Here is a 23,793-nt window from a genome sequence, read left to right as displayed (position 1 = left end):
CAAGGGTTGTCATCTAGTCGTGGGTGGTCTCGTTTTTTGCCCCGCCTTTGAACCAGCGAAACAGGATGGCCATGACGGCCGCCAGAAACAGCACCAGCGAGGTGATGAGCAGCGCCCGGGTCAACAGTTCGCTGTGATGAAGGAAGAAGGGGGTATTCATCGCCAGCTTGCCCAGCAAGCTCACCGTGAGCGCCCACATAAAGGCACTGGCAAAGCTGGCCACGCACATGCGCACTACGCTCAGGCGGCCAATCCCCATCAGCATGGGGGTCAAGACCCGCACGAACGGGATAAAGCGGGAGGAGAACATCGCCAGAAAACCGTACTTTTTCAGCAGCCGGGTCGCCTTGGGCAGGCTGTCGGGGGGCAACATCCGCTCGATATGCTCCATAAAGCGGGTGCGCTGCAGGGCCCGCCCCTGCCAGTACGCCAGCACGGATCCCAGCCCCGCCGCCAGCGGCAGATAGCAGAGAGTCACCTCGGGGCCGAATACCCCCATGCCCACCAGCCCGCCGGCCAGCAGCACCAGACTGTCACCCGGCAGGGGCATGAAGACGAATGCGGACTCCAGCAGCAGCACCAGCATCAGGCAACTGATCAGCAGGGGCACTGCCTGCATCTGAACCAGGGCGTCAAAATCCTGATGCCAAATGGCCATCAGCATATCCAGCATGTCACTCTCCCTACTACACGGTTCATCATGAACGAGGCAGGGGTTATAGCACCCATCCCCTGAACAAAACGTTAATTTTGTCCGGTGCAGGAAAAAAAGTGTGTCGAAATATTGCAGCAACGAGGGGGAATGCAAGAAGGGCGAACAGCAGAGGCAAAAAGCCCCTCATCTTGCACGCACAAGGGAGAGGGGCAAACAGGCACAGAAATAAAACGGTTACTCGGCGGTGGCCATCTGCCAGGTTTTGAAGCCGCCGGAGAGATTCTTCACTTTAAAGCCGTGCTGGCTCAGCAGGCGGCAGGCGACATGGCCGCGCAGCCCGACCTGACAGCTGATAAGCAGCTCTTTGTCCTTGGGCAGCTCATGGAGGCGACCACGCAACTCGTCGAGGGGGATATGCAGCGCCCCCGGAATGCGGCCCAGCTTGTCGAGCTCGGGGCCATTGCGCACATCCACCACCAGCTGGTGCGGGTGGCGAGCCTGCACCTCGGCCACGTGGCAGAGCAGGGTGTCCCCCTTCAGGTGGTTGCTCGCCACAAAGCCCACCATGTTGATCACATCCTTGGCCGACCCGAACGGCGGCGCATAGGTGAGCTCCAGATCCTGCAGATCAAACACGGTGAGACCGGCACGCTGGGCCACCGCCAGCACGTCGATGCGCTTGTCGATGCCATCCTTGCCGATGGCCTGGGCGCCGTAAATCTTGCCATCCGGGGCAAACAGCAGCTTGAGGCTGACCGGATGGGCGCCCGGGTAGTAACCGGCATGACTGCCCGGGTGGACATAGACCTTCTCGAACGGCAGCCCCAGCTGCACCAGTCGCTTCTCGTTGAGCCCGGTGCTGGCCACCGCCAGATCGAACAACTTGCAGATGGCAGTGCCCTGGGTCTTCTTGTAGGTTTCGCTGCGGCCCAGCATGTTGTCGGCGGCGATGCGCCCCTGCCGGTTGGCCGGACCCGCCAGCGGGATCAGCACAGCTTCGCCGGTAACGAAGTCAATCTCTTCGACCGCATCCCCCACCGCATAGATAAAGGGATCCGAGGTGCGCATGCCGGCATCGACCTTGATGCCGCCGCGCGGGCCCAGCTCCAGCCCCGCCTTGGCGGCGAGCAGGGTTTCCGGTTTGACGCCGATGGCGAGGATCAGCAGACCGGTATCAAGATGTGAACCATCATTGAGGGTCAGGCGCAGGCCACCGCTGTTGGCGGTCGGCACGGCGGAGGTCTTCTCGGCAGGCAGATCCAGACTCTCGATGGCGGTGAGGCCGGTACGCAGGCGCAGGTCGATCCCCTCTTCCCGGATGCGAGCATGGAGCATGTTGGCCATCTCCTTGTCCACCGGCGCCATCACCTGATCGGCCAGCTCCAGCAGGGTGACCTCCAGCTTGCGCTGGTGCAGCGCCTCCATCATCTCCAGCCCGATAAAGCCGCCGCCCACCACGGTGACGTGGCGCGGCTGATCGTGGTGCAGAGCCGCCAGAATGCGATCCATGTCAGGGATGTTGCGCAGGGTATAGACATGGGGGCTGTCGATGCCAGGGAAGGGAGGACGGATCGGCGCCGCCCCCGGGCTCAGCAGCAGCACATCGTAATGCTCGTGCTGCTCTTCACCGGTTTGCAGGTTGCGCACCAGCAATGTCTTACCCGCCTTGTCGATCTCGATCACATCGTGGAAGACCCGCACATCGACGTTGAAACGGCGCTTGAAGCTCTGGGGAGTCTGCAGCAGCAAGGCATCCCGATTGGGGATATCGCCCCCGATGTGGTAGGGCAGACCACAGTTGGCGAAGCTGACAAACTCGCCCCGCTCGAACATCACGATCTCTGCCTCTTCACTCAAACGACGAGCGCGAGCCGCCGCTGATGCGCCCCCCGCGACACCACCGATAATCAGGATCCGTTTCATCTGCAAGACTCCTCAAACATGATAATGGGCAATAAATTAGGCTTTTCTAATTTAGAATTCAATGAAATTTTGTTTCACACCATTTTGCAGTATTCTTGCAACCCCGACGGTTGCTTAACAGGATGTTGTTTGTTCATGTCGTCTACCGCACTCAGTCATCTTCCTCCTGCCCTCCAGACGCCGCTCTTTTTCCGTCTGGATCTGCGCAGTCAACGGCTGGTCGCCCTGACCGACGTGATGCAAACCCCGCTCTACTGGCTCGACGAGCCGCGCGCCCCCTGGCCTGCCCAGCTGCCCGATGCCCTGCGCCTGCCCATCGAACAACTGCTGGCCAACGGTCATGGCGGCAAGATCACCGTGCGCTTTGCCAGCCAGCTGTGGCATATCGCCCTCGCCCACGAGCAGGATGGCTTCTGGCTCATCTGTCTGCAGGCCCTTCGTCAGGAGCCCATCGCCGATCTGGCATTGCAACTGCCGCGCCTCAGCCAGATGGCGAGCCAGCAGCAGTATGCGCCCCTGCTCGAGGCCCTGAAAGAGAGTTTGGGGGCCGATCGGCTCATCCTCTGGCACTATCAGGCCAACGGCGATCTCGGCAGCGAGCAGCTCACCCCGGTTTTCACCCTGGGGATTGAGGCGCTCTACCCCATTCGCGGTGACAGCCGCTATATCCGCGCCCTGCGCACCCGTAAATCCTTGAGCTTCTCAGAAGCAGCCCACCAGCCGATGCTGAGCAACCACCTCTATCTGACCAGTGCCGGTGTGCGCTCGCGCCTCGATGGCGCCCTGCTGGAGCAGGACAAGCTGTTCGGGGTGCTGAGTCTGGAGTATCTCGATCCTACCCCGCTCAGCGAAGAGATGCTGCAACTGGTGCGCAGCAGCGCCCAGCTGCTCGGCCACTGGCAGCCACAACCGGAAGAGCACCGTGCCGAGCTGGCCCTCCCGCCCGAGCTGCACCAACAGACCGGCATCGATTACTGCAAGACGCTGGTGAGCTGGGCCATGAGCGCCAGCGGCGCCCGGGTGGGCTGGATCGGCGAGTTTCAGCCCCGCGGTCAGGATCTCTGGATCATCCCCCGCTGCGTCATCAACGAGGAGATCTTCTCCACCCTCAAGCCCATCCAGCTCGACCCCGGCCCCGCTCAGGAGCTGTTCCAGCATGGTCAGGCCATCTATGTGGAAGATCTGCCTGTGCGCTATCCCAAGGCGACCCGGCTGCTGGCCCTCAATGCCAACACCTATATCGGCATTCCGCTCCATGGCCAGAGCGGCGCCCCTATTGGCCAGATCACCCTGCTGCTCGATACCCCCCTTGCGGATCCCGAGCATTTGCTGGATCTGTTGAGCAGCCAGCACGAGCGAGCGGCCATCGAGCTCAAGCGCCTCGCCGCCGACGACGCCCTGCGGCTGGCCGAAGTGGCCTTCAATACCCACGATGGGCTGATCGTGATGGATCACAGCGGCATCATCCTCAAGGTCAACCACTCCTTCAGCCGGATCACCGGGTTTGGCGAGGTAGAGGTGATCGGTCACTCCATTCGCAAGCTGCGCCCCACCTACTACGGGGATCATCTCAAGGAGGATGTCAGCCGCACCGTCAACGAGCAGGAGTTCTGGCTCGGGGAAGAGCGCTGCCTGCACAAGGATGGCCACCTCTTTCCGGTGCGCTTGATGGTGAACGGGGTCAAGGATGAGCGGGGGGAGCTCAGCCACTTTATCTGCAGCTTCTACGACATCACCCAGGAAAAAGAGGCCGCCAAACATATCGAGCAGCTCGCCTACTACGACGACCTCTGCGGCCTGCACAACCGGCGCAGCCTCAACCAGATTTTGCAGCAGACCCTGAGCGCCCCCAACGGCCAGTGGGGTGCCCTGCTACTGGTGGATCTCGACAACTTCAAGTCGATCAACGACTCCCTCGGTCACGCCTGCGGCGATCAATTGCTGCAGGCCGTAGTGCAGCGTTTCAGGGAGCTGCCTCAGGACAACCTGGTGCAGGCCCGCATCTCGGGGGACGAGTTTGCCCTGCTCTTTACCCAGCTTGGGCAGGGTGAGGTCACCGCCAAAATTCTGGCGGAGCACTTCGCCCGCGAGCTGATGGGGCTGTTTCGCACCCCGTTCGACATCGGTGATCACAAGCTGCACTGCAGCGCCTCGGTGGGGATCAGCCTCTTCTCCGGCAACGAGACCGATCATCTGGTTCTGATGCAACAGGCCGACACCGCGACCCACATGGCCAAGCGGGCCGGTCAGGGCCACTATGTTTTCTTCACCGAGGCGATGGCCCGGCACGAGAAAAACCGGCTGACCCTCACCAATGAGCTGCGCGATGCCCTGCGTCATCACGAGCTGCAACTCCACTATCAACCGCAATACCGGGTCGACAATGGCTCGCTGTCGGGTATCGAGGCGCTGCTGCGCTGGCAGCGCAGCGACGGCACCATGGTGCCGCCCGGGGAGTTTATCCCCATCGCCGAAGAGACCAGCCTGATCCTCGAGATCGGCTACTGGGTGATGAAGACCGCCTGCGCCCAATACAGCTTCTGGCTCAACCGTGGCCTGCAGATCCCCCATCTGTCGGTCAACGTCAGCGCTCGCCAGTTCCACACCCAGGGCTTCGTACAACAGGTGGAGTACATCTTGCGCGACACCGGTGTGCCCCCTTCCCGCCTGCTGCTGGAGGTGACCGAATCGGTAGTCTTGGAGAATCGGCAGGAGAGTATTGCCAGAATGCGCCAGCTCAAGGAGCTCGGCATCCTTATCTCCATCGATGACTTCGGCACAGGCTACTCGTCGCTGGCCTATCTGCGGGATCTGCCCGCCGACGAGGTGAAGCTGGACAGAAGCTTCATTCAGACCCTGGTACACAGCGAACAGGACAGAGCCATCGTCAAGGCGATACTCGATCTGGCCCAGGTCTTCCGTTTTACCGTCACCGCCGAAGGGGTGGAAGAGGAGGCGCAGCTGGCCATCCTCAAAGCGCTGGGATGCCAGCATTATCAAGGGTTTCTCACCAGTCGGCCGCTCACCGTCAAGGGGCTGGAGCAGCTGCTTGGCAGCCGGGCGCCGGACTAAAGGTGTAGGATCAATAGGGGTTTATGTAATAAAATAACGGCCTGCTCGAATCGTTGGAGTTGTTTATGTCTGTCATTAATCGGATCCCTGCCGTTGAAATCAGCCAGCCAGCCGGAGCTCACGGCACCGTTGGCCGGATCCATTCCGTCGAAACCTGCGGCACTGTCGATGGCCCGGGAATACGCTTTATCGTATTCATGCAAGGCTGCCTGATGCGCTGCAAGTACTGCCACAACCGCGATACCTGGGATACCGAAGGTGGCCGCGAAGTGACCGTACCGGAGTTGATGAGTGACATCACCAGCTATCGCCACTTCATGAATGCCTCCGGCGGTGGCGTGACAGCGTCCGGCGGTGAAGCCATGCTGCAACCGGCTTTCATTACCGAACTCTTTACCGCCTGCAAAGAGAAAGGGATCCACACCTGTCTCGACACCAACGGCTTCGTCCGTCATCTCGACGAACAGGTGGACAAGCTGCTCGACCAGACCGATCTGGTGCTGCTCGACATCAAACAGATCAATGACGAGAAACACATTCCACTGACCCACGTCAGCAACAGATACACCCTGGAGTTTGCCCGCTATCTGGCGGCCAAAGGCAAGACCATGTGGATCCGCTACGTGGTGGTGCCGACCTGGAGCGACGACGACGAGAGCGCCGAAGGGCTGGGCCAGTTTATCGCCGAGCTGGGCGATAGCGTGGAGAAGGTGGAACTGCTCCCCTACCATGAGCTCGGCAAACACAAGTGGGATGTGCTGGGCGACCCGTACGAGCTCAGCGGGATCAAGCCCCCCAGCAAGGAGACCATGGAACGGGTCAAGGGCATCCTCGGCAACTACCACAACAACGTCAAATATTGATGGTAAAAGCAGGCTGACTCGTCAGCCTGCTCTGCTATGGGCGGTCGGGAAGGCCGCCCGGACTCTACTGCATGAATGGACGACAAGATGAGTGAAGGACAACTCGCCGCCCTCCTGATCTGGCTGGTACTGCTGGCCTTCAGCCTGCGCCGCTCCCTGTGGCAGACCCTCCGTGACAACCCCCTCTATCAGCACCTGTTGCTGGGTAGTGCCATCGCGCTGGTGCCGCTCTGGTATCTAAGGGCCGGTCTGCATGAGGGGCTGGAGGTCCATTTTCTCGGGCTCACCTCCCTCACCCTGCTGCTTGGCTGGCGGCTGGCACTGCTCGCCCCTTGCCTGACCCTGCTGGTGCTCGGTTACTTCGGTGTCACCAATCTGGCCGATTTTGGCTGGCAAGCGCTGGTGGGCATCGCCCTGCCGGTAGCCACCAGCTGGCTGCTGTTTCTGGCCAGCTGGGCCTGGCTGCCGCGCCACCTCTTTGTCTATATCTTCGTGGCCGCCTTTCTCGGCGGCGCCATCACCATCTCGGTCAAGGTGGCCGCCAGTGCGTTGCTGATGGGGCTGAGTCACAGCTACCCCTGGCACACCATCACGGCGGATTACCTCTCCATCTGGCCACTGCTGCTATTCCCCGAAGCCCTGCTCAACGGCATGGCGATGACGGTGCTGGCCATCTACCGCCCTCACTGGGTCAATACCTTCTTCGACCGTACCTATCTGGGCAAGTAACGCTCTCTTTCCTGATCTGCGCCCATAAAAAAGGAGAGGCCATCGCCTCTCCTTTTGGTATTCAACATGTTGCCAAATCCCGGCTTAGTGCAGCTTCAGGGTCGGGCGCAGTACCCGGTTGATGCGACCCACCAGCATGATGAGGCCGGTCTTGACGTAGCCGTGCAGGGCGATCTGGTGCATCCGGTAGAGGGAGATGTAAACCAGACGGGCAATGTAGCCCTCCACCATCATGGAGCCGCGCATCAGGTTACCCATCAGGCTGCCCACGGTGGAGAAGCGGCTGAGGGAGACCAGCGAACCGTGGTCGTGGTAGAGGTAGGGCTTCATCTCGCCGCCGTTCATCCTGGCCAGGATGTTCTTGAACGCCTGGCTGGCCATCTGGTGGGCAGACTGGGCGCGCGGCGGCACGAACTTGCCATCCGGCTGCGGGCAGGCGGCACAGTCACCGATAACGAAGATGTTCTCGTCACGGGTGGTCTGCAGGGTCTCTTTCACCACCAGCTGGTTGATGCGGTTGGTTTCCAGACCGGCGATATCCTTCATGAAGTCAGGCGCCTTGATACCGGCCGCCCACACCATCAGGTCAGCTTCAATCAGCTCGCCATCCTTGGTGTGCAGACCGTCGCTGGTCGCTTCGGTGATCATGGTGGCGGTACGCACGTCCACACCCAGCTTGACCAGCTCCTGATGGGCGGCGCCGCTGATACGCTCCGGCAGGGCCGGCAGAATGCGCGGGCCCGCTTCCACCAGCGTCACCTTCAGGCTGTCGGTGGTGAGGTTTTTGAAGCCGTAGGCGTAGAGTTGCTCGACCGCGTTGTAGAGCTCGGCAGAGAGCTCGACGCCGGTGGCGCCGCCGCCGACGATGGCAATCTTCACCTTGTCGCCCGGCTTATATTCAGTCGCGAACTGCAGGAAGCGGTTCATCATGCTGTTGTGGAAGCGGTGCGCCTGGGAGGGGCTATCGAGGAAGATGCAGTGATCCTTGATCCCCTTGGTGTTGAAGTCATTGGAAACAGAACCGATGGCCATCACCAGAATGTCGTAAGGCACGGCGCGCTCGTTGACCACGATGTCGCCATTGTCGTCGTGGATCGGGGCCAGCACGATGCGCTTCTCGTCGCGCTGGATGTCGGTCAGGGTGCCGAGCTGGAAGTCGAAACCGTGGTTCTTGGCATGGGACTGGTAGCTCAGGGCATCGATGCCCGCATCCATGGAGCCGGTGGCCACTTCGTGCAGCAGGGGCTTCCACAGGTGGGTGCGGTTACGGTCAACCAGGGTGATCTTGGCCTTGTTCTTTTTGCCAAGCTTGCGACCCAGACTGGTGGCCAGCTCCAGGCCACCGGCGCCGCCGCCTACAACGACAATATTCATCATGATGATTTTCCTCGGTTCCTCAAAACGAAAGGGAGCCATTGGCTCCCTAAAACGAAATCGGTCGACGTGATGGATCAGGCTTCTTTGAAGGCCTTCATCCGCTGCAGATGATGCGAGATATTTTTGAACTTATGGGTCTCGCGCTCATCCCACACGATGTCGTAATAGTTCTTCAATTCACGTTCAGTGTCCCGATTATCGCGCACTTCATCCTGAACGGAAAGGATGCACAGACAGTTTCCTGAATTTTTCTTACGAAATTCAGTTACACACTTGGTGCCGATATCGTCATATTCCTCTGGCCGGTCGATCTTGCCCTGCATGTTCTCTTCCGGATGGAGGTTGGGGTTGAAAATCACCTGGCGAATGCCGCACAGAAAGCCGATCCGCTCACTCCAGTAACCACCGAGACCCACACCGCAGATCAGCGGCTTGGGATCGGTACTCATGTCGAGCTGTTTCTTCACTTCCTTAAGCAGGTGGCTCATATCATGACGGGGGTGAACCGTGCTGTAGTGCACGAAACGCACATCATCATCAATAAACTGCAACTGCAGCACTTTCTCGTGATTGCCGGGGCTGGTGGCATCAAAGCCATGCAGATAGATGATCATGGATAAGACCTCAGGATCTGTGTCGGTTTTATCGAAACTACCCCAGCGGCGGCCCCGTGCGCCACCAAAACATCGCACTTTCTTGCTTTGGATCACGCCCGCCCCCTGATTACGCACTGGGGCAAGGGGGCGCCATCAGGCTCTTGCCAGAGCGTAGCTATCAAAGTGAGATCGCCAGATCGATAATGATAAAACGCTTACCAATCTGAGATGCCGCTGCGAACGCCCGCCCCCTGACCAGGGCATTTATCGGGCCGGGATGTGACTCACCCCACAAAAACAAGGCGTTACAGCCAAACGTTTTCGCTCATGACCGGCGTTGTGCATGTTTTGTGCACTGACCCACACCAGCACCAGATCCCCTCATCACACCTGCGGATGGATCGGGTACGTCAGACCATGCTCGCTATCAATGACCGGGAAAGCGGCGGCTTTCACTATCTTGCCTGTGGCGGTAGCGCGGGCTTCAAGGAGTGCTGTGTTCATGAACGAGACCAATCCCCCCTCCCCCCGACAGGGTGCGCGCAAGTACCCGGTGGATGAAGTGGAGCGCATGCTCCCCATGGGCCAGCTCTTTACCCTGGGCCTGCAACATGTGCTGGTGATGTATGCCGGCGCCGTGGCGGTGCCACTGGTGATTGGCGGCAGTCTGGGGCTGCCCAAGGATCAAATATCTTATCTCATCAGTTCAGATCTCTTCTGCTGCGGCATCGTCACCCTGCTGCAATGTGTCGGGATTGGCCGCTTTGCCGGGATCCGGCTGCCGGTCATCATGTCGGTCACCTTTGCCGCCGTGATGCCGATGCTGGCCATCGGTGCCAACCCGGATCTGGGGCTGACCGGCATCTTTGGCGCCACCATCGCCGCCGGTATCATCTCCACCCTGTTGGTGCCGCTGATCGGCCGACTGATGCCGCTCTTCCCCACAGTGGTGACCGGGGTGGTCATCACCTCCATCGGGATCAGTATCATGCAGGTGGGGATCGACTGGATGGCGGGGGGCAAGGGCAATCCGGAATATGGCAGCCTGCGCTATATCGGCACCAGCTTTGCGGTGCTCGCCTTCATCTTGCTGGTGACCCGCTTCACCAAGGGCTTTTTCAGCAATATCTCGGTGCTGCTGGGGATCATCTTCGGCTTCGTGGTGGCCATCGGTATGGGCGAAGTGAGCCTCGACGGTCTCGGCAATGCCGCCTGGTTTGCCCCCATAGTGCCGTTCGCGTTTGGTTGGCCCACCTTCGATCCCATCTCCATCGCCACCCTGACGGTGATCATGCTCATCACCTTTATCGAGTCGATGGGGATGTTTCTGGCCCTTGGCGACATTGTCGGCCATCCGGCCAGTCGCGGCGACATCGTACGCGGGCTGCGGGTCGATGCCATCGGCACCATCGTCGGCGGGGTCTTCAACAGCTTCCCCCACACCTCGTTTTCCCAAAATATCGGGCTGGTGAGCGTGACCGGGGTATCGAGTCGCTGGGTCTGCGTGATGTCGGGGGGGATCCTGCTCGCCTTTGGCCTGATCCCAAAAATGTCATTGATGGTTGCCTCCATCCCTCCTTTCGTTCTGGGGGGCGCTGGCATAGTGATGTTTGGCATGGTGCTGGCGACCGGCATTCGCATCCTGGCGCGCGCCGATTACAACAGCAACCGCCATAACCTCTATATCGTCGCCATCAGTCTCGGTCTTGGCATGATCCCGACGGTCTCCGGCTCCTTCTTCCAGCACTTTCCGGCGGCGCTGCAACCACTGGTCCATAGCGGCATCCTGCTAGCTACCATCAGTTCAGTGGTGCTCAACCTCTTCTTCAACGGCTACCAACCGGACCTGACTCACCAGACCAAGCCATTGCTGGTCGGTCCGGTCAAACCGGAGCAGGAGCAGGCATAACAAACAGGCCCCCGGACACTCTCGCGGTCCGGGGGCCTGTTACTCACATCACCGCTCAGCCAATCAGGCGGGCAGCTGCTCGAAGCGTTCTACCGCCTGCGCCACCTGTGCCAGACTCCCCTGCCAGAAGGCAGCCTCACGGATATCCTGCCCCAGATGTTTGGCCACCAGCTCTTCGGCGCTCATCCGGCCGGTATCGCGCAGCAAGGCGCGATACGCCTCGGCCACCCCCTCTTCCCCTGCAGCTTTGCGGCTCATCAACTGCTGATAGACCCCGAGGCTGAACAGATAACCGAACAGATAGGGATAATTGTAAAAACCCAGCCCGGCGATGGAGAAGTGCGCCTTGGCGGCCCAGAACATGGGGTGATAGCGGGTCAGGCTCCCCTCATACCAGCGCCCCCACGCCTCGTCGGTCAACGCCTTGAGCCGCTCTGCCGGCACATAGCCCTGCGCCCGCTCGGCAACCAAGGCCTGCTCGAAATCGAAGCGGGCCGGGATATTGACCAGGAAAGTGGCGGCGCCATCGGCTTCCGCCCAGGCGATGGCCAGCTGCTCTTCCGGGCTTTGCGCCTGCTCAAACAGGGCGATGCGCACCAGGGTTTCAGCGAAGATGGAGGCGGTCTCCGCCAGCGTCATGGGATAGCTGCGCTGGCTCATCGGCAGATCGCGAATGACCCAGTTGTGCCAGGCGTGGCCCAGCTCGTGAGCCAAGGTAATGACGTTATCCATGGTACCGGCGTAGGTGACAAAGACCCGCGGCTCCACCGGCGCGGCAAACTTGGTGCAGTAGGCGCCGGTACGGCGATTTGGCGTGGGCGCCGCATCAATCCACCCCTTCTCGGCCATCATGCGGGCAAATTCCCCCATCTCGGGATCGAAACGGCTAAAGGCATCGGCAATCAACGCGATCGCCTCCTCAAACGGGATCTCGCGGCTGCTGGCAGCCGGGGGCGGCGCAAACAGATCCTCCGGCCCCAGTTCGTCGAGTCCGAGACGCGCGGCCATCAATCCCAAGGCGCGCTGACCCAGCCCACGGGCCCGCCAGGTTTCGCTCATCAGTGCATCGAGGGTGGTGCGCTCGATGTGGCTCTGGTGGCAGGAGAGATCCAGCGCATCGAGCAAACAGGTTTTGCCGCGCTGGCGGGCCAGCTCCAGCCGCCAGCCGTTGAGGGCATTGAGGATGGCGGCGACCGTCTCCTGCTCCCCTTGCCAACCGGCACTGATGGCATCAAACGCCTCAAGGCGCAGGGTCCGCACCGGACTGGAGAGCAGATTGCTCGCCTCCGCCAGCCCCATCTCGCGGCCATCAATGGTTAAGCGGATCTTGCCCACCAGATCGTTGTAGAGGTTGCCCCAGCCGTGCAGGCCATCGGTGCCCAGACCAATCACCAGCTGCTCCGCCGCCACCGGCAGGCGCTGATCCTGCAAACGACGCTCATGGCGCAAGCGGTACGCCTCCTCCCCGAGCAGCGGATCCCTCATCAGCGCGGCGAATTGATCTTCCGGCAGCGCCAGCATCAGATCTTCCACCGGCGCCAGGGTCTTGAACAGATCGGCGTTGAGGGCGCGGGCGCGAGATGCCAGCTGTTTGGCCTGCGGATCCCGCGCATCCTGACTGCCGCGACACGCGGCCAGAATGGCCACGTTCCAGCCGATATGGCGGATATCACGGGCGCGCAGCCGCACCTCCCGCAAAAAATCCAGCAGCGCGGCGTCATCGCCGCGCACCCCGTCCAGACCCGCCATATAGCTGGCCAGCTCCCCCAGCGCATGGCGGGCGGCGTTCATGTCCGCCTCCAGCTCTGGGCTGTCGAGGCCCGGGTAGATATGGTCGTTATTCCACTGTTGTTGATACATAGCTTCTCGCAAAGGCCTTCATCGGGAGGCGCAACAGGCCTGCGGGCACCAAGCCAGAAGCCGAGCATCCCGCAGGCAGAAAAATGAAAAGAGGAAAAAGAGCGAAAATGGCCCGTAAGCTCATTTATCCCTTGGCCGGGGCAAGACGGCTCACCAGCGTCATCACCGCAACCAGCAGCAGACCCGCCACCACACCGGCCACGGCGTTGAGCAGGGTCGGTGTCACCGCCGCCAATACGGCCCCCACGGTGGGCAGGGTGGCGACAACGGCGGCTACACCTTCAATCAGGTGATGGGCAAAAGGCCAGCCGTGTACCAGAATGCCGCCCCCCACCATAAACATAGCGATGGTGCCGACCAGTGCCAGCAGATGCATCAGACGGGGCGCCGTCACCAGCAACCCCTGCCCCACCGCGCGGCGCAGGGCGCTGCCATCGGGCTTTTGCAGCAGATGCAGACCGATGTCATCGAGCTTGACGATAAGCCCCACCAGCCCGTAGACCCCCACTGTCATCAGCACGGCGATACCCGCCACCACTGAGATCTGCAGCGCGAGGCTCGCCCCCTGTACCGTGCCAAGGGCGATGACGATGATCTCGGCTGAGAGAATAAAATCGGTGCGGATCGCCCCTTTCACCTTCTGCTGCTCAAACGCGGCCAAATCATCGGGAATGGGGGTGGCGTGACTCTCCCCCTCGCTCACCTCATGAGGCAGGAACTTGTGCGCCAGTTTCTCGGCCCCCTCAAAGCAGAGGTAGGCGCCCCCCAGCATCAGAAGCGGCGTGATCAGCCAGGGCACCAGCGCACTGATGGCGATGGCGGCGGGCACCAGGATCAGCTTGTTGCGAAATGAGCCCTTGGCCACCGCCCATACCACCGGCAGCTCCCGCTCGGCGCGCACCCCGGAGACCTGCTCCGCGTTGAGGGCGAGATCGTCCCCCAACACCCCGGCGGTCTTCTTCGCCGCCATCTTGGTCATCAGTGCCACATCATCGAGCACGCTGGCAATATCGTCGAGCAGGGCCAACAGACTGGTTCCGGCCATATCAGAGATTCCTTATATCAATGGAAGAGCCCCCGGGCGCGGCCACATGCTGCCTGTTTATGACGGGTCATCAGGGCAACGCCATGGCAGATGCCAACCGTCATCACCGACAGAGCCCGTCAGCTGGCCACGGCCATCGGGGTTACTTATTTCGGGCAAAAGATGGCACAGTGTAACGAGAAGCCGCCGTTTCGGCAGCACCCCTGAGCCATTTGATCTTGGTTCCCTCTGAATCACCTCAAGGAGTTCCCATGCAACCCTGGCAACCTCTGCTCGATCTCTGGTTCGGCGATGATGCCGACGACGCCACCCGCGCCAAACGGCAAGCCCCCCTCTGGTGGGGCAAAAATCACGAGACCGACCTGCTGCTCGCCCAACGCTTTGGCGCGCTGGCAGCAGCGGCGGCCAACGGAGAGCTGGCCGACTGGGCCGACGTGCCCCAAGGCAGACTGGCGCTGATCCTGCTGCTCGATCAGTTGCCCCGCAATATCCATCGCGGCACGCCAGCAGCGTTTGCCCAAGATCCGCTGACACGGGATATCTGCCTGAAGGGGCTGTCCATCGGTGCAGACAACGCTCTCTCGCCGCTGGAGCGGGTCTTCTTCTATCTGCCGCTGGAACATGCCGAATCTTGTGAACAGCAAGCCAGAAGCGTGGCGCTGTTCGAGGCGCTGGCAGCGGAGCAGGCCAGCACACCGGCGCAAGCGACTTTCGCCGGATTTGCCGACTTTGCCCGCCGCCATCAGGTGATCATCGAGCGCTTTGGCCGCTTCCCGCATCGCAACGACATACTGGGCCGCATCAGCACGCCGGAAGAGGTGGCATTTTTGCAGCAACCGGGCTCCGGCTTCTGACACCCGCCATATAAAAAAATCCCCGTCATGGTCATGACGGGGATTTTTCGTTCAACCTGCCAACCCTGCGGGTGGCTTAAACCGTTGTTACGCCTTGGCGGGCTCGCGCTCGCCCAGTTCATCGGTTTCGCCCAGACTGTCTTCGGTCTTGGCCACCACGCTGGCAGCGATGGCGTTACCCAGCACGTTGGTGGCAGAGCGGCCCATGTCGAGGAAGTGGTCGATACCCAGCAGCAGCAGGATGCCCGCTTCCGGAATATGGAACTGGTTCAGGGTGGCGGCAATCACCACCAGAGAGGCGCGCGGCACCCCGGCCATCCCCTTGGAGGTGACCATCAGCAGCAGCAGCATGGTGATCTGCTGGGCCATGGAGAGCTCGATGCCATAAGCCTGGGCGATGAACATCACCGCGAAGGTGCAATACATCATGGAGCCATCGAGGTTGAAGGAGTAACCCATCGGCAGCACGAAGCTGGCGATGCGCTTGTCACAGCCGAACTTCTCCAGACGATCCAGGGTCTTGGGATAGGCGGCTTCAGAGCTGGCGGTAGAGAAAGCCAGCAGGATAGGTTCGCGGATAAGCGCCAGCAGTTTGATGACGCGACCACGCAGGAAGACGCTACCCATGGCGATCAACAGCAACCAGAGGCAGGCCAGCGCGATGTAGAACTGGGCCATAAAGCTGCCATAGGTGACCAGAATACCCAGTCCCTCTTTGGCGACCATGGCGGCGATGGCACCAAATACCGCGAACGGCGCAAAGTTCATCACGTAACCGGTCACTTTCAGCATGATCTCGGCAGCGCTGGCCATCAGCACCACCACCGGCTTGGCCAGATCGCCGAGCGCGGCGGCAGCCAGACCGAAGAAGAGAGAGAACACCACGATCTGCAGGATCTCGTTGGTGGCCATCGCCTCGACCACGCTTTTGGGGATAGCGTGGGTCACAAAATCTTTCAGGGTAATGGCACCGGCAGCAATACCGGAACTGGCGGTGTCATTGGGCAGGGAGAGTGAAAGACCCACGCCCGGCTGCATCAGGGTCACCATCACCAGACCCAGGCTCAGTGACATCAGGGAGGCCAGCATGAACCAACCGAGGGTTTTGGCGCCGATGCGGCCGACAGTGCGGGTGTCGCCCATCTTGGCGATGCCGACCACCAGAGTGGTGAAGACCAGCGGTGCGATGATCATCTTGATCAGTCGCAGGAAGATATCGGTCAGGATCGTGATGTTATTGGCGAAATCCGCAGCCTGATCTGCGGCAAACATGCGATAGCCCTGGCCGGTGAGGATGCCAAACATCATGGAGATGAGGATGGCGACCGTCAGTTTATTCATTTTCATGGGGGAGTCCCGGTTTTGATTGGTGCAAGCCGTTAACGGTGGCATGGGAGCCACTACAGTCCGTTTTTGTGATCCGAGCCGTTGATTCCTGGCGGCTGGTATGCTGGGAGAATGCCTAAAAGCAGGGGGTAAATCTAGAGGGTTGTTCCAGAATTTTATGCTACCATTAGGTGTATGTGATATGGATCTTGCAAACCACCAATATTAATCGCTGTTGGTTTTAATTGTGGCGAGATATTTCGCGTTGAGGGTTCGCTCGTCGATTGCCCGTGGCAACAGGCGAAAAGTGAGCAGCGCCGAGATGCGGTGCTGCACCTGCATCTGGGCCATAAAGAGATCCGGTTCATCATCGTCAAAGCCGAAGATCGGCCGTGATGGCGTCACCCTGACGGCATCACGGGTAATAGTCAGTTCATCGACGCCGAGCCAGCCATAGCCTTCTGCGAGCGCCAGCTCCCCTGCCCGCTTGAGCACATATTTGCGGGCGGTCTCCCTGTCTACCAGATCGTTGCCGACAAACTCCAGCTGCCACTTGTCCGGGCCAAGCCGGGTCTGGGAGAAACCGGTCTGGCCATTCCAGAACGACTTTTCACTCTGGTAAGGGGTGGCGCAACCCACCAACAGCAGGGTGAGCATCAGCAGACAAACCGGTTTGAACAGACGTGCAGGCACAGAAGACCTCGGCTGGGGGGGGGTGGCAACTGAGCCGTTACTACAGCACAAACCCCGGTGGCGACACAATCACAGTGGCTATCTCCGCTCTCCGTTGCTTCTAGCCGCCTCTTCTACCCGTCTCTGTTCGCTGCTGCCTCTGCCCGCCCTTCCGGCCAGCTTCGCCTGTCCGGGCCACATATCGGCACCGAATTGCGCGCAAAAGAAAAGGCCTTGTCGTTTGACAAGGCCTTTACCGGGGAATTTGGTCGGTGTGAGAGGATTCGAACCTCCGACCCTCTACACCCCATGCAGATGCGCTACCTGGCTGCGCTACACACCGACGGAGTCAGCTCGGCTGACGGGGGCAGAGTTTATGGAGATGACCCCGCCCTGTCAACAGGGAAACACGGCCAATTCCCCGACCACGGTGCGTTCGCCTGCTTTGCGAACAATCAGCGGTTAAAGGTCAGCCGCTTGCCCAAAATACCGTCGCTAACCTGACCGTTCTGCCAGGCAATCTGGCCGTTCACCAGAGTCATCTCTATCGTGCTGTGGAAGCGGTAGCCGTTGAAGGGCGACCAGCCGCAGTGGTAGAGAAGGTTGTCATCGTTGACCACATAGGGCTTGCCCAGATCCAGCAACACCAGATCGGCGAAGTAACCTTCGCGGATATAACCGCGATCTTCCACCTGAAAACGCTCGGCCACCGCGTGGGAGGTCTTCTTGACGATGGTCTCCAGAGTGAACACGCCGTTGTGGTAGAGCTCCAGCAGCGCCTGCAGGGAGTGTTGTACCAGCGGCACGCCGGACGGCGCCTTGAAGTAGCTGTTCTGCTTCTCTTCCCAGGTGTGGGGGGCGTGGTCGGTGGCAATGATATCGAGCACGTCATTGCGCACCGCATCGAGCAGCGCGTGCTGGTCAGCCGCGCTCTTCACCGCCGGGTTGCACTTGATCTGGCTGCCCAGGGTGTCGTAATCGGCCTCGTTGAAGAACAAATGATGCACACACACCTCGGCGGTGATGTTTTTGTCCTTCAGCTCGCGCAGATCCGGAGTAGCGGTAAAGAGCGACAGCTCCTTGGCCGAGGTCAGATGCAGCACGTGCAGCTTGGCGCCGTACTGTTTGGCCAGCGCCACCGCCATGCTGGAGGATTTGTAGCACGCCTCGTCACTGCGAATGCGGCCGTGCTCGCTCATCGGCACATTCTCGCCCCACTTGGCCCGCGCCGCCTCTTCCGCTTTGGCGATGGTCGGGGTGTCTTCGCAGTGGGTGACGATCATCACCGGACTCTCGCGGAAGATGGCCGCCAGGGTCTCCTGATTGTCCACCAGCATGTTGCCGGTCGAGGAGCCCATGAACACCTTGACCCCGCAAGACTGCTTGGGATCGAGTCGCTTGATCTCTTCCAGGTTGTCGTTGGTGGCGCCGAGATAGAAGCTGTAGTTGGCGACGGAGGAGTTGGCGGCGATCTGGTATTTGGCTTCGAGGGCGTCGAGGGTGGTGGTCTGGGGATTGACGTTGGGCATTTCCATGAAACTGGTGGTGCCACCGGCGACGGCGGCGCGGGATTCGCTGGCGATGGTCCCCTTGTGGGTCAATCCCGGCTCCCGGAAGTGGACCTGATCATCGATCATTCCGGGGATGAGGTGACGACCTGCGGCATCGATGACCAGCGCATCGGGCGCCTCGATATCCGGGGCGATGCGGGCAATCCGTTCCCCCTCGATCAACACGTCAGAGGCATAGATGCGGCCTTCGTTGACCAGGGTGGCATTTTTGATAAGCAGTTTGTTCATGGGGGGTTCCAGTTCCTTTGCCGATAATCGCGGGTCATAATATCGCAAACTGCCCTTTCTCTGTAGCAAGGCCTGACTGATGAAGTTATTTGTAAGAGATTTGACCGTGATCGACTCCAGCTACCTGTGCGAACGCCGCGGCATGGTCGGCGAGAGCTGGCTGGTAGATATCGAAATGAGCGGTGAGCTCAACGAAATGAGCATGCTGCTGGACTTTGGCCGGGTAAAGAAGCTGATCAAGTCGATCATCGATGAAGAGGTGGACCACAAGCTGCTGGTGCCGACCGAGTGCCCGCTGATCCATATCGAAACCCTGGATGGCGACGAAAGCACGGTGGATCTGCTGCGCCCGGGGCGCTCCATCCACCTGCGTTGCCCAACCCAGGGCTTCGCCTTTATCCCCGCGCCTCTGGTCGATAAAGAGTCGGTGACTCGCTACCTGCTGGCGGTACTGGCCAAACGGCTGCCGGGCAATATCAAGGATCTGTCGCTGACCCTGCGCCACGAAGCCATCGACGGTGCCTTCTACCACTACAGCCACGGCCTGAAAAAGCACGATGGCAACTGCCAGCGCATCGCCCACGGCCATCGCTCCCCCATCGAGATCCACGTCGATGGTGAGCGCGATGGTGAACTTGAGCTCAACTGGGCCGAACGCTGGGGCGATATCTACCTCGGCACCGAGGAAGACAAGGTGGCGCAGACCGAGCTCGCCTTGAGCCCCCGCGCCAATGCCCAGCTTGGCGAGCATCACACTGGCTTCAAATATGTGGCGCCGCAGGGGCTGTTCCAGTTGGCCATCCCCAGCGCCGAGGTGGAGATGATCGACACCGACACCACGGTCGAGCTGCTGGCCTGCTACATCGCCCGCGAAGTGAAGAAGATGGTGGGCGACAAGTTCGTCAAGATTGTCGCCTATGAAGGGGTCGGCAAGGGTGCCATCGCCTACGCGTAATTTCTGCGTTGACTACCGCAATAACAAGGCCCCGCATCTGCGGGGCCTTCTATTTTCAGCTCTTTCAGCTCGCGACCATCAAGCACTGAGGCGGAAGCGCTTGACCAGACTCTCCTGCTGCTCGGCGAGGGAGTCGAGCTGCTGGCTGGTCTCGGCCACCCGCTCGATCCCCTGATAGTTGAGATCCGAGATATCGGAGATGCGGTTGAGGTTGGTGGCGATATCGGCGCTGGTAGCCTGCTGCTGCTCGGCGGCAGAGGCGATCTGGCTCGACATGTCGCTGATCAGCACCACGATCCCCTGCACCTCCTCCATGGCGTTGTTGGCGTGAGAGCTCTGCTCCACGCAGCTATCCATTTCGCGAGAGCACTCCTGCATCACGGTCACCGCCTTGGCAACCCCCTGCTGCAGGTTCTCGATCATGGTCTGGATCTCGCTGGTGGACTGGGCGGTGCGGCCAGCCAGACTACGCACCTCATCCGCCACCACCGCAAATCCGCGCCCCTGCTCACCGGCCCGCGCCGCTTCGATGGCGGCGTTGAGGGCCAGCAGGTTGGTCTGCTCGGCGATGCCGCGAATGACGTCGAGGATATTGCCGATCTGGCCGCTCATGTCGCTCACATCGCCAATCACCTTGCCGGTCTGTTGCAGCTTGCCCGCCAGCTGATGAGTGGTGGTGATATTGCCTGCCATCACCTTGCGGCCGGTCTCGGAGGCCTTCTCCACATCCTGCACCCGCTCCAGGGTCTGGTTGGCAGCCTGCGCCACCTCCCGCACCGAGGCCTCCATCTGGGTCATGGCGGCGGCGACCGAGGCGGTCTCCTGACGCTGTTTCTCCAGATCCGCCCGCACCGATTCGGTGGTGTGGCGGTTGCCGTGGGCGGCATCGTTAAGCTGGGCCGACGCTTGTGAAAGCTGCGCCAGCACCTCCCCCATCTGAGCGATCAGCAGGTTTATCTGGCTGCCCAGCTGACCGAATTCGTTCTTGCTCTGAAAACCGATGCGCTGGGTCATGTCGCCCTGAGTCACTTCGGTCAGCACCCGCAGCAGCTCCCTGAGCGGGCGGCGAATGGCTTTGCCGAGGGTGTAGGCCACCAGCATGGCGATCAGGATGGCGACCACGATGCTGGCCCCCTGAGTCAGGGTGCTCTGGCTCTGCACCGCTCTGGCGTGCGCAATGCTCTGGCTCATCAGCTGCTGGCTCTGGCCGGTGATCCGCTCAAGCCGGTTCTGGATCTCGACGATGAGCGCGCTGGCCTGCTTGCTCTTCTCCCGCATCTGCTCCTGCTGCTTCATCAGCGCCAGATACTGGGAGAGCACGCCTTCGCTCGCGGTGGTGTCACGTACGAAGCCGTGAACATAGTGGCCCATGTCGTTCTCGAAGTTCTTCAGCTCACTCTGCAGATCCTTGATGGTGCTGTTGAACCCTTCAATCTGCATCTTGTTGCGCTTGAGCGCCCCTTCGATTGGAGCCGGAATGGTCTGGTTGAGGGCGTCCATGGTGGAGAGTTCGATGGCGGAGAGCTTGGTGGTCAGGGTCTCGGAGAGCATCTTGATGAAGCTGTCGTCGATGGTGACCATCATGTCCCCCAGACTCTTCTTGAACTGGGGCAGACTGACCTGAAACTGCCCCTTGGCCAGATTGACCTTGTGCAGCCGGGTGAGCAGCGCCTCATGTTCGCCGGGCAGGGTGTCAGTCAGTTGCAGATAGCTGTCGACCTGCTGGCTGAGGCTGCTCATCTCCCCTTGCAGTTCGGGGTGGTGGGCGACCTGCTGGCGCAAGGCGTCAAGACTCTTGCCTACCGCGGCCTTGGCCTGTTTCAGTTCGGCCACTTCGGCCGGCAGCTGTTTGGGATCCTGCTCGGTGAGCACATCCCCCAGCCACTTGTTGGCACTGAGCAGGGTGATCTGGGTCTGGCTGCTGGCAATCACCAGCGGCATCGACTGCTGGGTAACCTGTTCCAGTGCGTTCCCCAGGGTCTCCTGACTACGAAATGTGAGCAGTGAACTGGCCACCATCACGGCCACCAGGATCGCGAAGCCAAGGTAGACTCGCTGCAAGATGGAGAGATCCGACATTGTTTGTTTCATTATTGTCCCGCTGTATATGCAAAAGTCCCTTGCCTGAGTACCCCGTCCTTTTGATACCCTGCAGACCACCCTGAACAGGCGGTGCAGATGACGTCCCTCTGGCTATCGGTATTTTTAACAATAACTGAAGGGAATGGGACATCAGCTGTGTCAAATGTCGGCTTGTGTCACACTTGGCGTGCTGCTCGCCCCCCTTTCGGGAGCCGCTTGGGGTTCTAGTTCAATTTTCTGTTTCATATAAGGGAGTTAGCCATGGCGCAAGAAACCATTTTCAGCAAAATCATCCGTAAAGAGATCCCTGCCGACATCCTTTATCAAGACGATCTGGTCACCGCATTCCGGGATATCCAGCCCAAGGCCAAGACCCATGTTCTGATCATCCCCAATACCCTGATCCCCACCGTCAACGACGTGGAAGCCGAACATGAACTGGCCCTTGGCCGGATGTTCACCGTGGCCCGCAAGCTGGCCGCTGAGGCGGGCATCGCCGAAGATGGCTACCGCCTCATCATGAACTGCAACCGCCACGGCGGGCAGGAGGTCTACCACATCCACATGCATCTGGTCGGTGGCCAGCCGCTGGGGCCGCTGCTCAGCCTGTAATGAATCGCCACGCCTCAACCTGCCGCAGCGCCCTGTTGCTCTGCGGCGCCCTGCTGTTGCTGGGGGGCTGCGCCTCCCAGTGGCAGGATATGTTCGTCTCCTGCTCCGATCAGATGGTGCCCCTGCGCAACCAGCTGCTGCTGGGCCATGCCGCCGAGGCGCTGCCCGAGGTGCGTGACTCCACCCTTGGCGATGACACCTTTGTCCTCGATCGCCTTGAAGAGGGGCGCATCGCCTGGCTGGCGGGACAGGATGCCGGCAGCAAGCAGGCGTTCACCGCCGCCGACAGCCGCCTTGAGTGGGAAGACAATCAGGCCGAATACCGGCTGAGTCACGGGCTCGATCAGGTGGGCAGTCTGCTCACCAACGATCAGTCGATGGCCTATCTCACCCCCGATTACGAACGCACCATGCTGCACCACTATCTGGCCCTCAACTACCTGCAACGGGGAGATGCCGATGGCGCGCTGGTTGAGGTTCGCCGCGCCAATCAGGTGCAGGAGCAAGCCCTGAAACGGCGAGCCGATGAGGTTCGCAAGGCAAAGGACGAGAGCGAAGAGGCCGAGGCAGAAGGCGAGATGCGCCAGCTGATGTCGCGCGGCGCACCGGATCTCGACCGGTTGATCGGTAAGGTCAAAAACGGTTTTCAGAACGCCTACACCTTCTATTTTTCCGCCGTGCTCTATGAAGCTGCCGGGGATCTCAACGATGCCTGGGTCGACTATCAGCGCGGCTACCAGATAGCACCGGACAACCGCAGCCTGCAAGATGCCTTGCTGCGACTGGCGCGGCTGCGTGGTTCGCCGGACGAGATCCGCGCGACCGAAAAAAAGGTGGGCCGCAAAGCGCCGCCGCTTGCCAAGGATCAAGGCCAACTGGTGGTGCTGTTTGAAGATGGCTTGATCCCGGCGCGGCGCGAGCTGTTCCTGCCGCTGCCCATCTCCACTTCCAGCGGCGATTTTCGTACCTTTACCGTCGCCATCCCCTATTACGATAATCGGGCCAGCGACACCGGCCCGCTGACGGTAGAGAGCGGCAAACGGGTCGAGCAGACCAGCGAGCTGGTGCGACTGGAAGCGCTGGCCGCCAAAGACCTGCAAGAGCGGCTGCCCGGCATGCTGACCCGTCAGGCGCTGCGACTGGTGGCCAAAGAGCAGATGCGCCACACCGCTGCCAAAGAGGGGGGCGATGTGGGCAATATTCTGGTGGGGATCTTCAATACCCTCTCCGAGCGGGCCGATACCCGCAGCTGGCTGACGCTACCAGCTAAGGCATCAAGCTGGCAGGGGATGGTGCCTGCGGGCGATGTGAACCTCACCCTGAGCGCAGGGGCGGCGCAGCGGCAATTGCCGCTCTCCATCCACAAGGGACGCACCACCCTGGTCTGGGTACAGCGCCTCGGCGCCGGTCTGACCACCCGGGTGATGCCGCTCTGAGCAGACGGCGAAGAGAGATGAGCAAGAC

The 23,793-nt window shown here is 60.7% G+C and carries 18 protein-coding genes and 1 tRNA gene; 8 read left to right on the top strand and 11 right to left on the bottom strand.

All coding sequences use genetic code 11. The features are described from left to right. Nucleotides 1-13 precede the first annotated feature (13 nt). Both OKC40_RS09070 and OKC40_RS09065 read right to left on the bottom strand, forming a co-directional pair. Nucleotides 14-673: a DedA family protein gene (locus OKC40_RS09070; RefSeq protein ID WP_075112606.1), complete on the bottom strand. Its 660-nt coding sequence runs from the start codon at nucleotides 671-673 to the stop codon at nucleotides 14-16. 216 nt (nucleotides 674-889) lie between these two features. Continuing rightward, the gene (locus OKC40_RS09065; RefSeq protein WP_182970778.1) at nucleotides 890-2,578 is read right to left on the bottom strand and encodes an FAD-dependent oxidoreductase; all 1,689 of its coding nucleotides are present in this window, start codon (nucleotides 2,576-2,578) and stop codon (nucleotides 890-892) included. A 135-nt stretch (nucleotides 2,579-2,713) separates the two neighbouring features. On the opposite strand from OKC40_RS09065, the gene OKC40_RS09060 reads away from it, so the two are divergent. The 3 genes from OKC40_RS09060 to OKC40_RS09050 all read left to right on the top strand — a co-directional run bounded on the left by OKC40_RS09060 (nucleotide 2,714) and on the right by OKC40_RS09050 (nucleotide 7,242). After that, nucleotides 2,714-5,650 (top strand): sensor domain-containing phosphodiesterase, encoded by a 2,937-nt coding sequence (locus tag OKC40_RS09060; RefSeq protein ID WP_270794887.1) that lies wholly within the window; start codon nucleotides 2,714-2,716, stop codon nucleotides 5,648-5,650. A 65-nt stretch (nucleotides 5,651-5,715) separates the two neighbouring features. Beyond that, entirely contained in the window at nucleotides 5,716-6,513 is a 798-nt protein-coding gene (pflA, locus tag OKC40_RS09055) for a pyruvate formate lyase 1-activating protein (protein WP_270794885.1), read from the top strand. Nucleotides 6,514-6,600: 87 nt separating this feature from the next. Further along, a complete protein-coding gene (locus tag OKC40_RS09050) occupies nucleotides 6,601-7,242 on the top strand; it encodes an energy-coupling factor ABC transporter permease (protein ID WP_064337685.1) in 642 nt (213 codons plus the stop codon). Nucleotides 7,243-7,326: 84 nt separating this feature from the next. Here the strand turns inward: OKC40_RS09050 and OKC40_RS09045 are convergent, their stop codons facing one another. Both OKC40_RS09045 and ycfP read right to left on the bottom strand, forming a co-directional pair. Next, nucleotides 7,327-8,619: an NAD(P)/FAD-dependent oxidoreductase gene (locus tag OKC40_RS09045; RefSeq protein WP_270794882.1), complete on the bottom strand. Its 1,293-nt coding sequence runs from the start codon at nucleotides 8,617-8,619 to the stop codon at nucleotides 7,327-7,329. A gap of 74 nt (nucleotides 8,620-8,693) precedes the next feature. After that, nucleotides 8,694-9,233: an alpha/beta hydrolase YcfP gene (ycfP, locus tag OKC40_RS09040; RefSeq protein ID WP_005334000.1), complete on the bottom strand. Its 540-nt coding sequence runs from the start codon at nucleotides 9,231-9,233 to the stop codon at nucleotides 8,694-8,696. Nucleotides 9,234-9,717: 484 nt separating this feature from the next. Here ycfP and OKC40_RS09035 point away from each other — a divergent pair, with 484 nt between their 5' ends. After that, nucleotides 9,718-11,124, top strand: coding sequence for a nucleobase:cation symporter-2 family protein (locus OKC40_RS09035; protein ID WP_270794880.1), 1,407 nt, complete (start codon nucleotides 9,718-9,720; stop codon nucleotides 11,122-11,124). A 63-nt stretch (nucleotides 11,125-11,187) separates the two neighbouring features. Here the strand turns inward: OKC40_RS09035 and OKC40_RS09030 are convergent, their stop codons facing one another. Then, nucleotides 11,188-12,984, bottom strand: a complete 1,797-nt coding sequence (locus OKC40_RS09030; protein WP_270794878.1) for a M3 family oligoendopeptidase — start codon at nucleotides 12,982-12,984, stop codon at nucleotides 11,188-11,190. Between the two features lie 124 nt (nucleotides 12,985-13,108). Continuing rightward, nucleotides 13,109-14,029: a DUF808 domain-containing protein gene (locus OKC40_RS09025; RefSeq protein WP_270794876.1), complete on the bottom strand. Its 921-nt coding sequence runs from the start codon at nucleotides 14,027-14,029 to the stop codon at nucleotides 13,109-13,111. Between the two features lie 251 nt (nucleotides 14,030-14,280). Between OKC40_RS09025 and OKC40_RS09020 the strand changes: the two genes are divergently transcribed. Then, nucleotides 14,281-14,883 carry a DUF924 family protein gene (locus OKC40_RS09020; protein WP_270794874.1) on the top strand — a complete coding sequence of 201 codons (603 nt, stop codon included), beginning with the start codon at nucleotides 14,281-14,283 and terminating at the stop codon, nucleotides 14,881-14,883. Between the two features lie 87 nt (nucleotides 14,884-14,970). On the opposite strand, the gene OKC40_RS09015 is transcribed toward OKC40_RS09020, so the two are convergent. The 4 genes from OKC40_RS09015 to OKC40_RS09000 form a co-directional block, all read right to left on the bottom strand. Further along, nucleotides 14,971-16,230: a dicarboxylate/amino acid:cation symporter gene (locus OKC40_RS09015; RefSeq protein ID WP_042657367.1), complete on the bottom strand. Its 1,260-nt coding sequence runs from the start codon at nucleotides 16,228-16,230 to the stop codon at nucleotides 14,971-14,973. A gap of 204 nt (nucleotides 16,231-16,434) precedes the next feature. Next, entirely contained in the window at nucleotides 16,435-16,866 is a 432-nt protein-coding gene (locus OKC40_RS09010) for a CC0125/CC1285 family lipoprotein (RefSeq protein WP_333563267.1), read from the bottom strand. 281 nt (nucleotides 16,867-17,147) lie between these two features. Then, nucleotides 17,148-17,224, bottom strand: a tRNA-Pro gene (locus OKC40_RS09005). A 112-nt stretch (nucleotides 17,225-17,336) separates the two neighbouring features. After that, the gene (locus tag OKC40_RS09000) at nucleotides 17,337-18,680 is read right to left on the bottom strand and encodes a dihydroorotase (RefSeq protein WP_270794871.1); all 1,344 of its coding nucleotides are present in this window, start codon (nucleotides 18,678-18,680) and stop codon (nucleotides 17,337-17,339) included. Between the two features lie 79 nt (nucleotides 18,681-18,759). Here OKC40_RS09000 and OKC40_RS08995 point away from each other — a divergent pair, with 79 nt between their 5' ends. After that, nucleotides 18,760-19,635 carry a 6-pyruvoyl trahydropterin synthase family protein gene (locus OKC40_RS08995; protein WP_182939354.1) on the top strand — a complete coding sequence of 292 codons (876 nt, stop codon included), beginning with the start codon at nucleotides 18,760-18,762 and terminating at the stop codon, nucleotides 19,633-19,635. A gap of 78 nt (nucleotides 19,636-19,713) precedes the next feature. Here the strand turns inward: OKC40_RS08995 and OKC40_RS08990 are convergent, their stop codons facing one another. Continuing rightward, a complete protein-coding gene (locus OKC40_RS08990) occupies nucleotides 19,714-21,726 on the bottom strand; it encodes a methyl-accepting chemotaxis protein (protein WP_270794869.1) in 2,013 nt (670 codons plus the stop codon). Nucleotides 21,727-21,978: 252 nt separating this feature from the next. Between OKC40_RS08990 and hinT the strand changes: the two genes are divergently transcribed. Further along, complete coding sequence (gene hinT / locus OKC40_RS08985; protein ID WP_075114126.1) at nucleotides 21,979-22,329, top strand: purine nucleoside phosphoramidase; 351 nt, start codon at nucleotides 21,979-21,981, stop codon at nucleotides 22,327-22,329. Beyond that, nucleotides 22,329-23,765 (top strand): COG3014 family protein, encoded by a 1,437-nt coding sequence (locus OKC40_RS08980; protein WP_270794867.1) that lies wholly within the window; start codon nucleotides 22,329-22,331, stop codon nucleotides 23,763-23,765. The genes hinT and OKC40_RS08980 overlap by 1 nt, the downstream gene beginning before the upstream one ends. Nucleotides 23,766-23,793: the final 28 nt, after the last annotated feature.

It is taken from the genome of Aeromonas sp. QDB11, from assembly GCF_027705265.1.
Lineage (GTDB): Bacteria > Pseudomonadota > Gammaproteobacteria > Enterobacterales > Aeromonadaceae > Aeromonas > Aeromonas allosaccharophila.
Note: the sequence above shows the minus strand (reverse complement) of the source record. Positions and strands in the feature narration are given on the sequence as shown.

Bases quoted from the DNA above. Each gene is read 5' to 3' on its own strand.
- OKC40_RS09070 (WP_075112606.1), bottom strand. From the start codon at position 673: ATGCTGGATATGCTGATGGCCATTTGGCATCAGGATTTTGACGCCCTG.
- OKC40_RS09065 (WP_182970778.1), bottom strand. From the start codon at position 2,578: ATGAAACGGATCCTGATTATCGGTGGTGTCGCGGGGGGCGCATCAGCG.
- OKC40_RS09060 (WP_270794887.1), top strand. From the start codon at position 2,714: ATGTCGTCTACCGCACTCAGTCATCTTCCTCCTGCCCTCCAGACGCCG.
- pflA (WP_270794885.1), top strand. From the start codon at position 5,716: ATGTCTGTCATTAATCGGATCCCTGCCGTTGAAATCAGCCAGCCAGCC.
- OKC40_RS09050 (WP_064337685.1), top strand. From the start codon at position 6,601: ATGAGTGAAGGACAACTCGCCGCCCTCCTGATCTGGCTGGTACTGCTG.
- OKC40_RS09045 (WP_270794882.1), bottom strand. From the start codon at position 8,619: ATGATGAATATTGTCGTTGTAGGCGGCGGCGCCGGTGGCCTGGAGCTG.
- ycfP (WP_005334000.1), bottom strand. From the start codon at position 9,233: ATGATCATCTATCTGCATGGCTTTGATGCCACCAGCCCCGGCAATCAC.
- OKC40_RS09035 (WP_270794880.1), top strand. From the start codon at position 9,718: ATGAACGAGACCAATCCCCCCTCCCCCCGACAGGGTGCGCGCAAGTAC.
- OKC40_RS09030 (WP_270794878.1), bottom strand. From the start codon at position 12,984: ATGTATCAACAACAGTGGAATAACGACCATATCTACCCGGGCCTCGAC.
- OKC40_RS09025 (WP_270794876.1), bottom strand. From the start codon at position 14,029: ATGGCCGGAACCAGTCTGTTGGCCCTGCTCGACGATATTGCCAGCGTG.
- OKC40_RS09020 (WP_270794874.1), top strand. From the start codon at position 14,281: ATGCAACCCTGGCAACCTCTGCTCGATCTCTGGTTCGGCGATGATGCC.
- OKC40_RS09015 (WP_042657367.1), bottom strand. From the start codon at position 16,230: ATGAAAATGAATAAACTGACGGTCGCCATCCTCATCTCCATGATGTTT.
- OKC40_RS09010 (WP_333563267.1), bottom strand. From the start codon at position 16,866: ATGCTCACCCTGCTGTTGGTGGGTTGCGCCACCCCTTACCAGAGTGAA.
- OKC40_RS09000 (WP_270794871.1), bottom strand. From the start codon at position 18,680: ATGAACAAACTGCTTATCAAAAATGCCACCCTGGTCAACGAAGGCCGC.
- OKC40_RS08995 (WP_182939354.1), top strand. From the start codon at position 18,760: ATGAAGTTATTTGTAAGAGATTTGACCGTGATCGACTCCAGCTACCTG.
- OKC40_RS08990 (WP_270794869.1), bottom strand. From the start codon at position 21,726: ATGAAACAAACAATGTCGGATCTCTCCATCTTGCAGCGAGTCTACCTT.
- hinT (WP_075114126.1), top strand. From the start codon at position 21,979: ATGGCGCAAGAAACCATTTTCAGCAAAATCATCCGTAAAGAGATCCCT.
- OKC40_RS08980 (WP_270794867.1), top strand. From the start codon at position 22,329: ATGAATCGCCACGCCTCAACCTGCCGCAGCGCCCTGTTGCTCTGCGGC.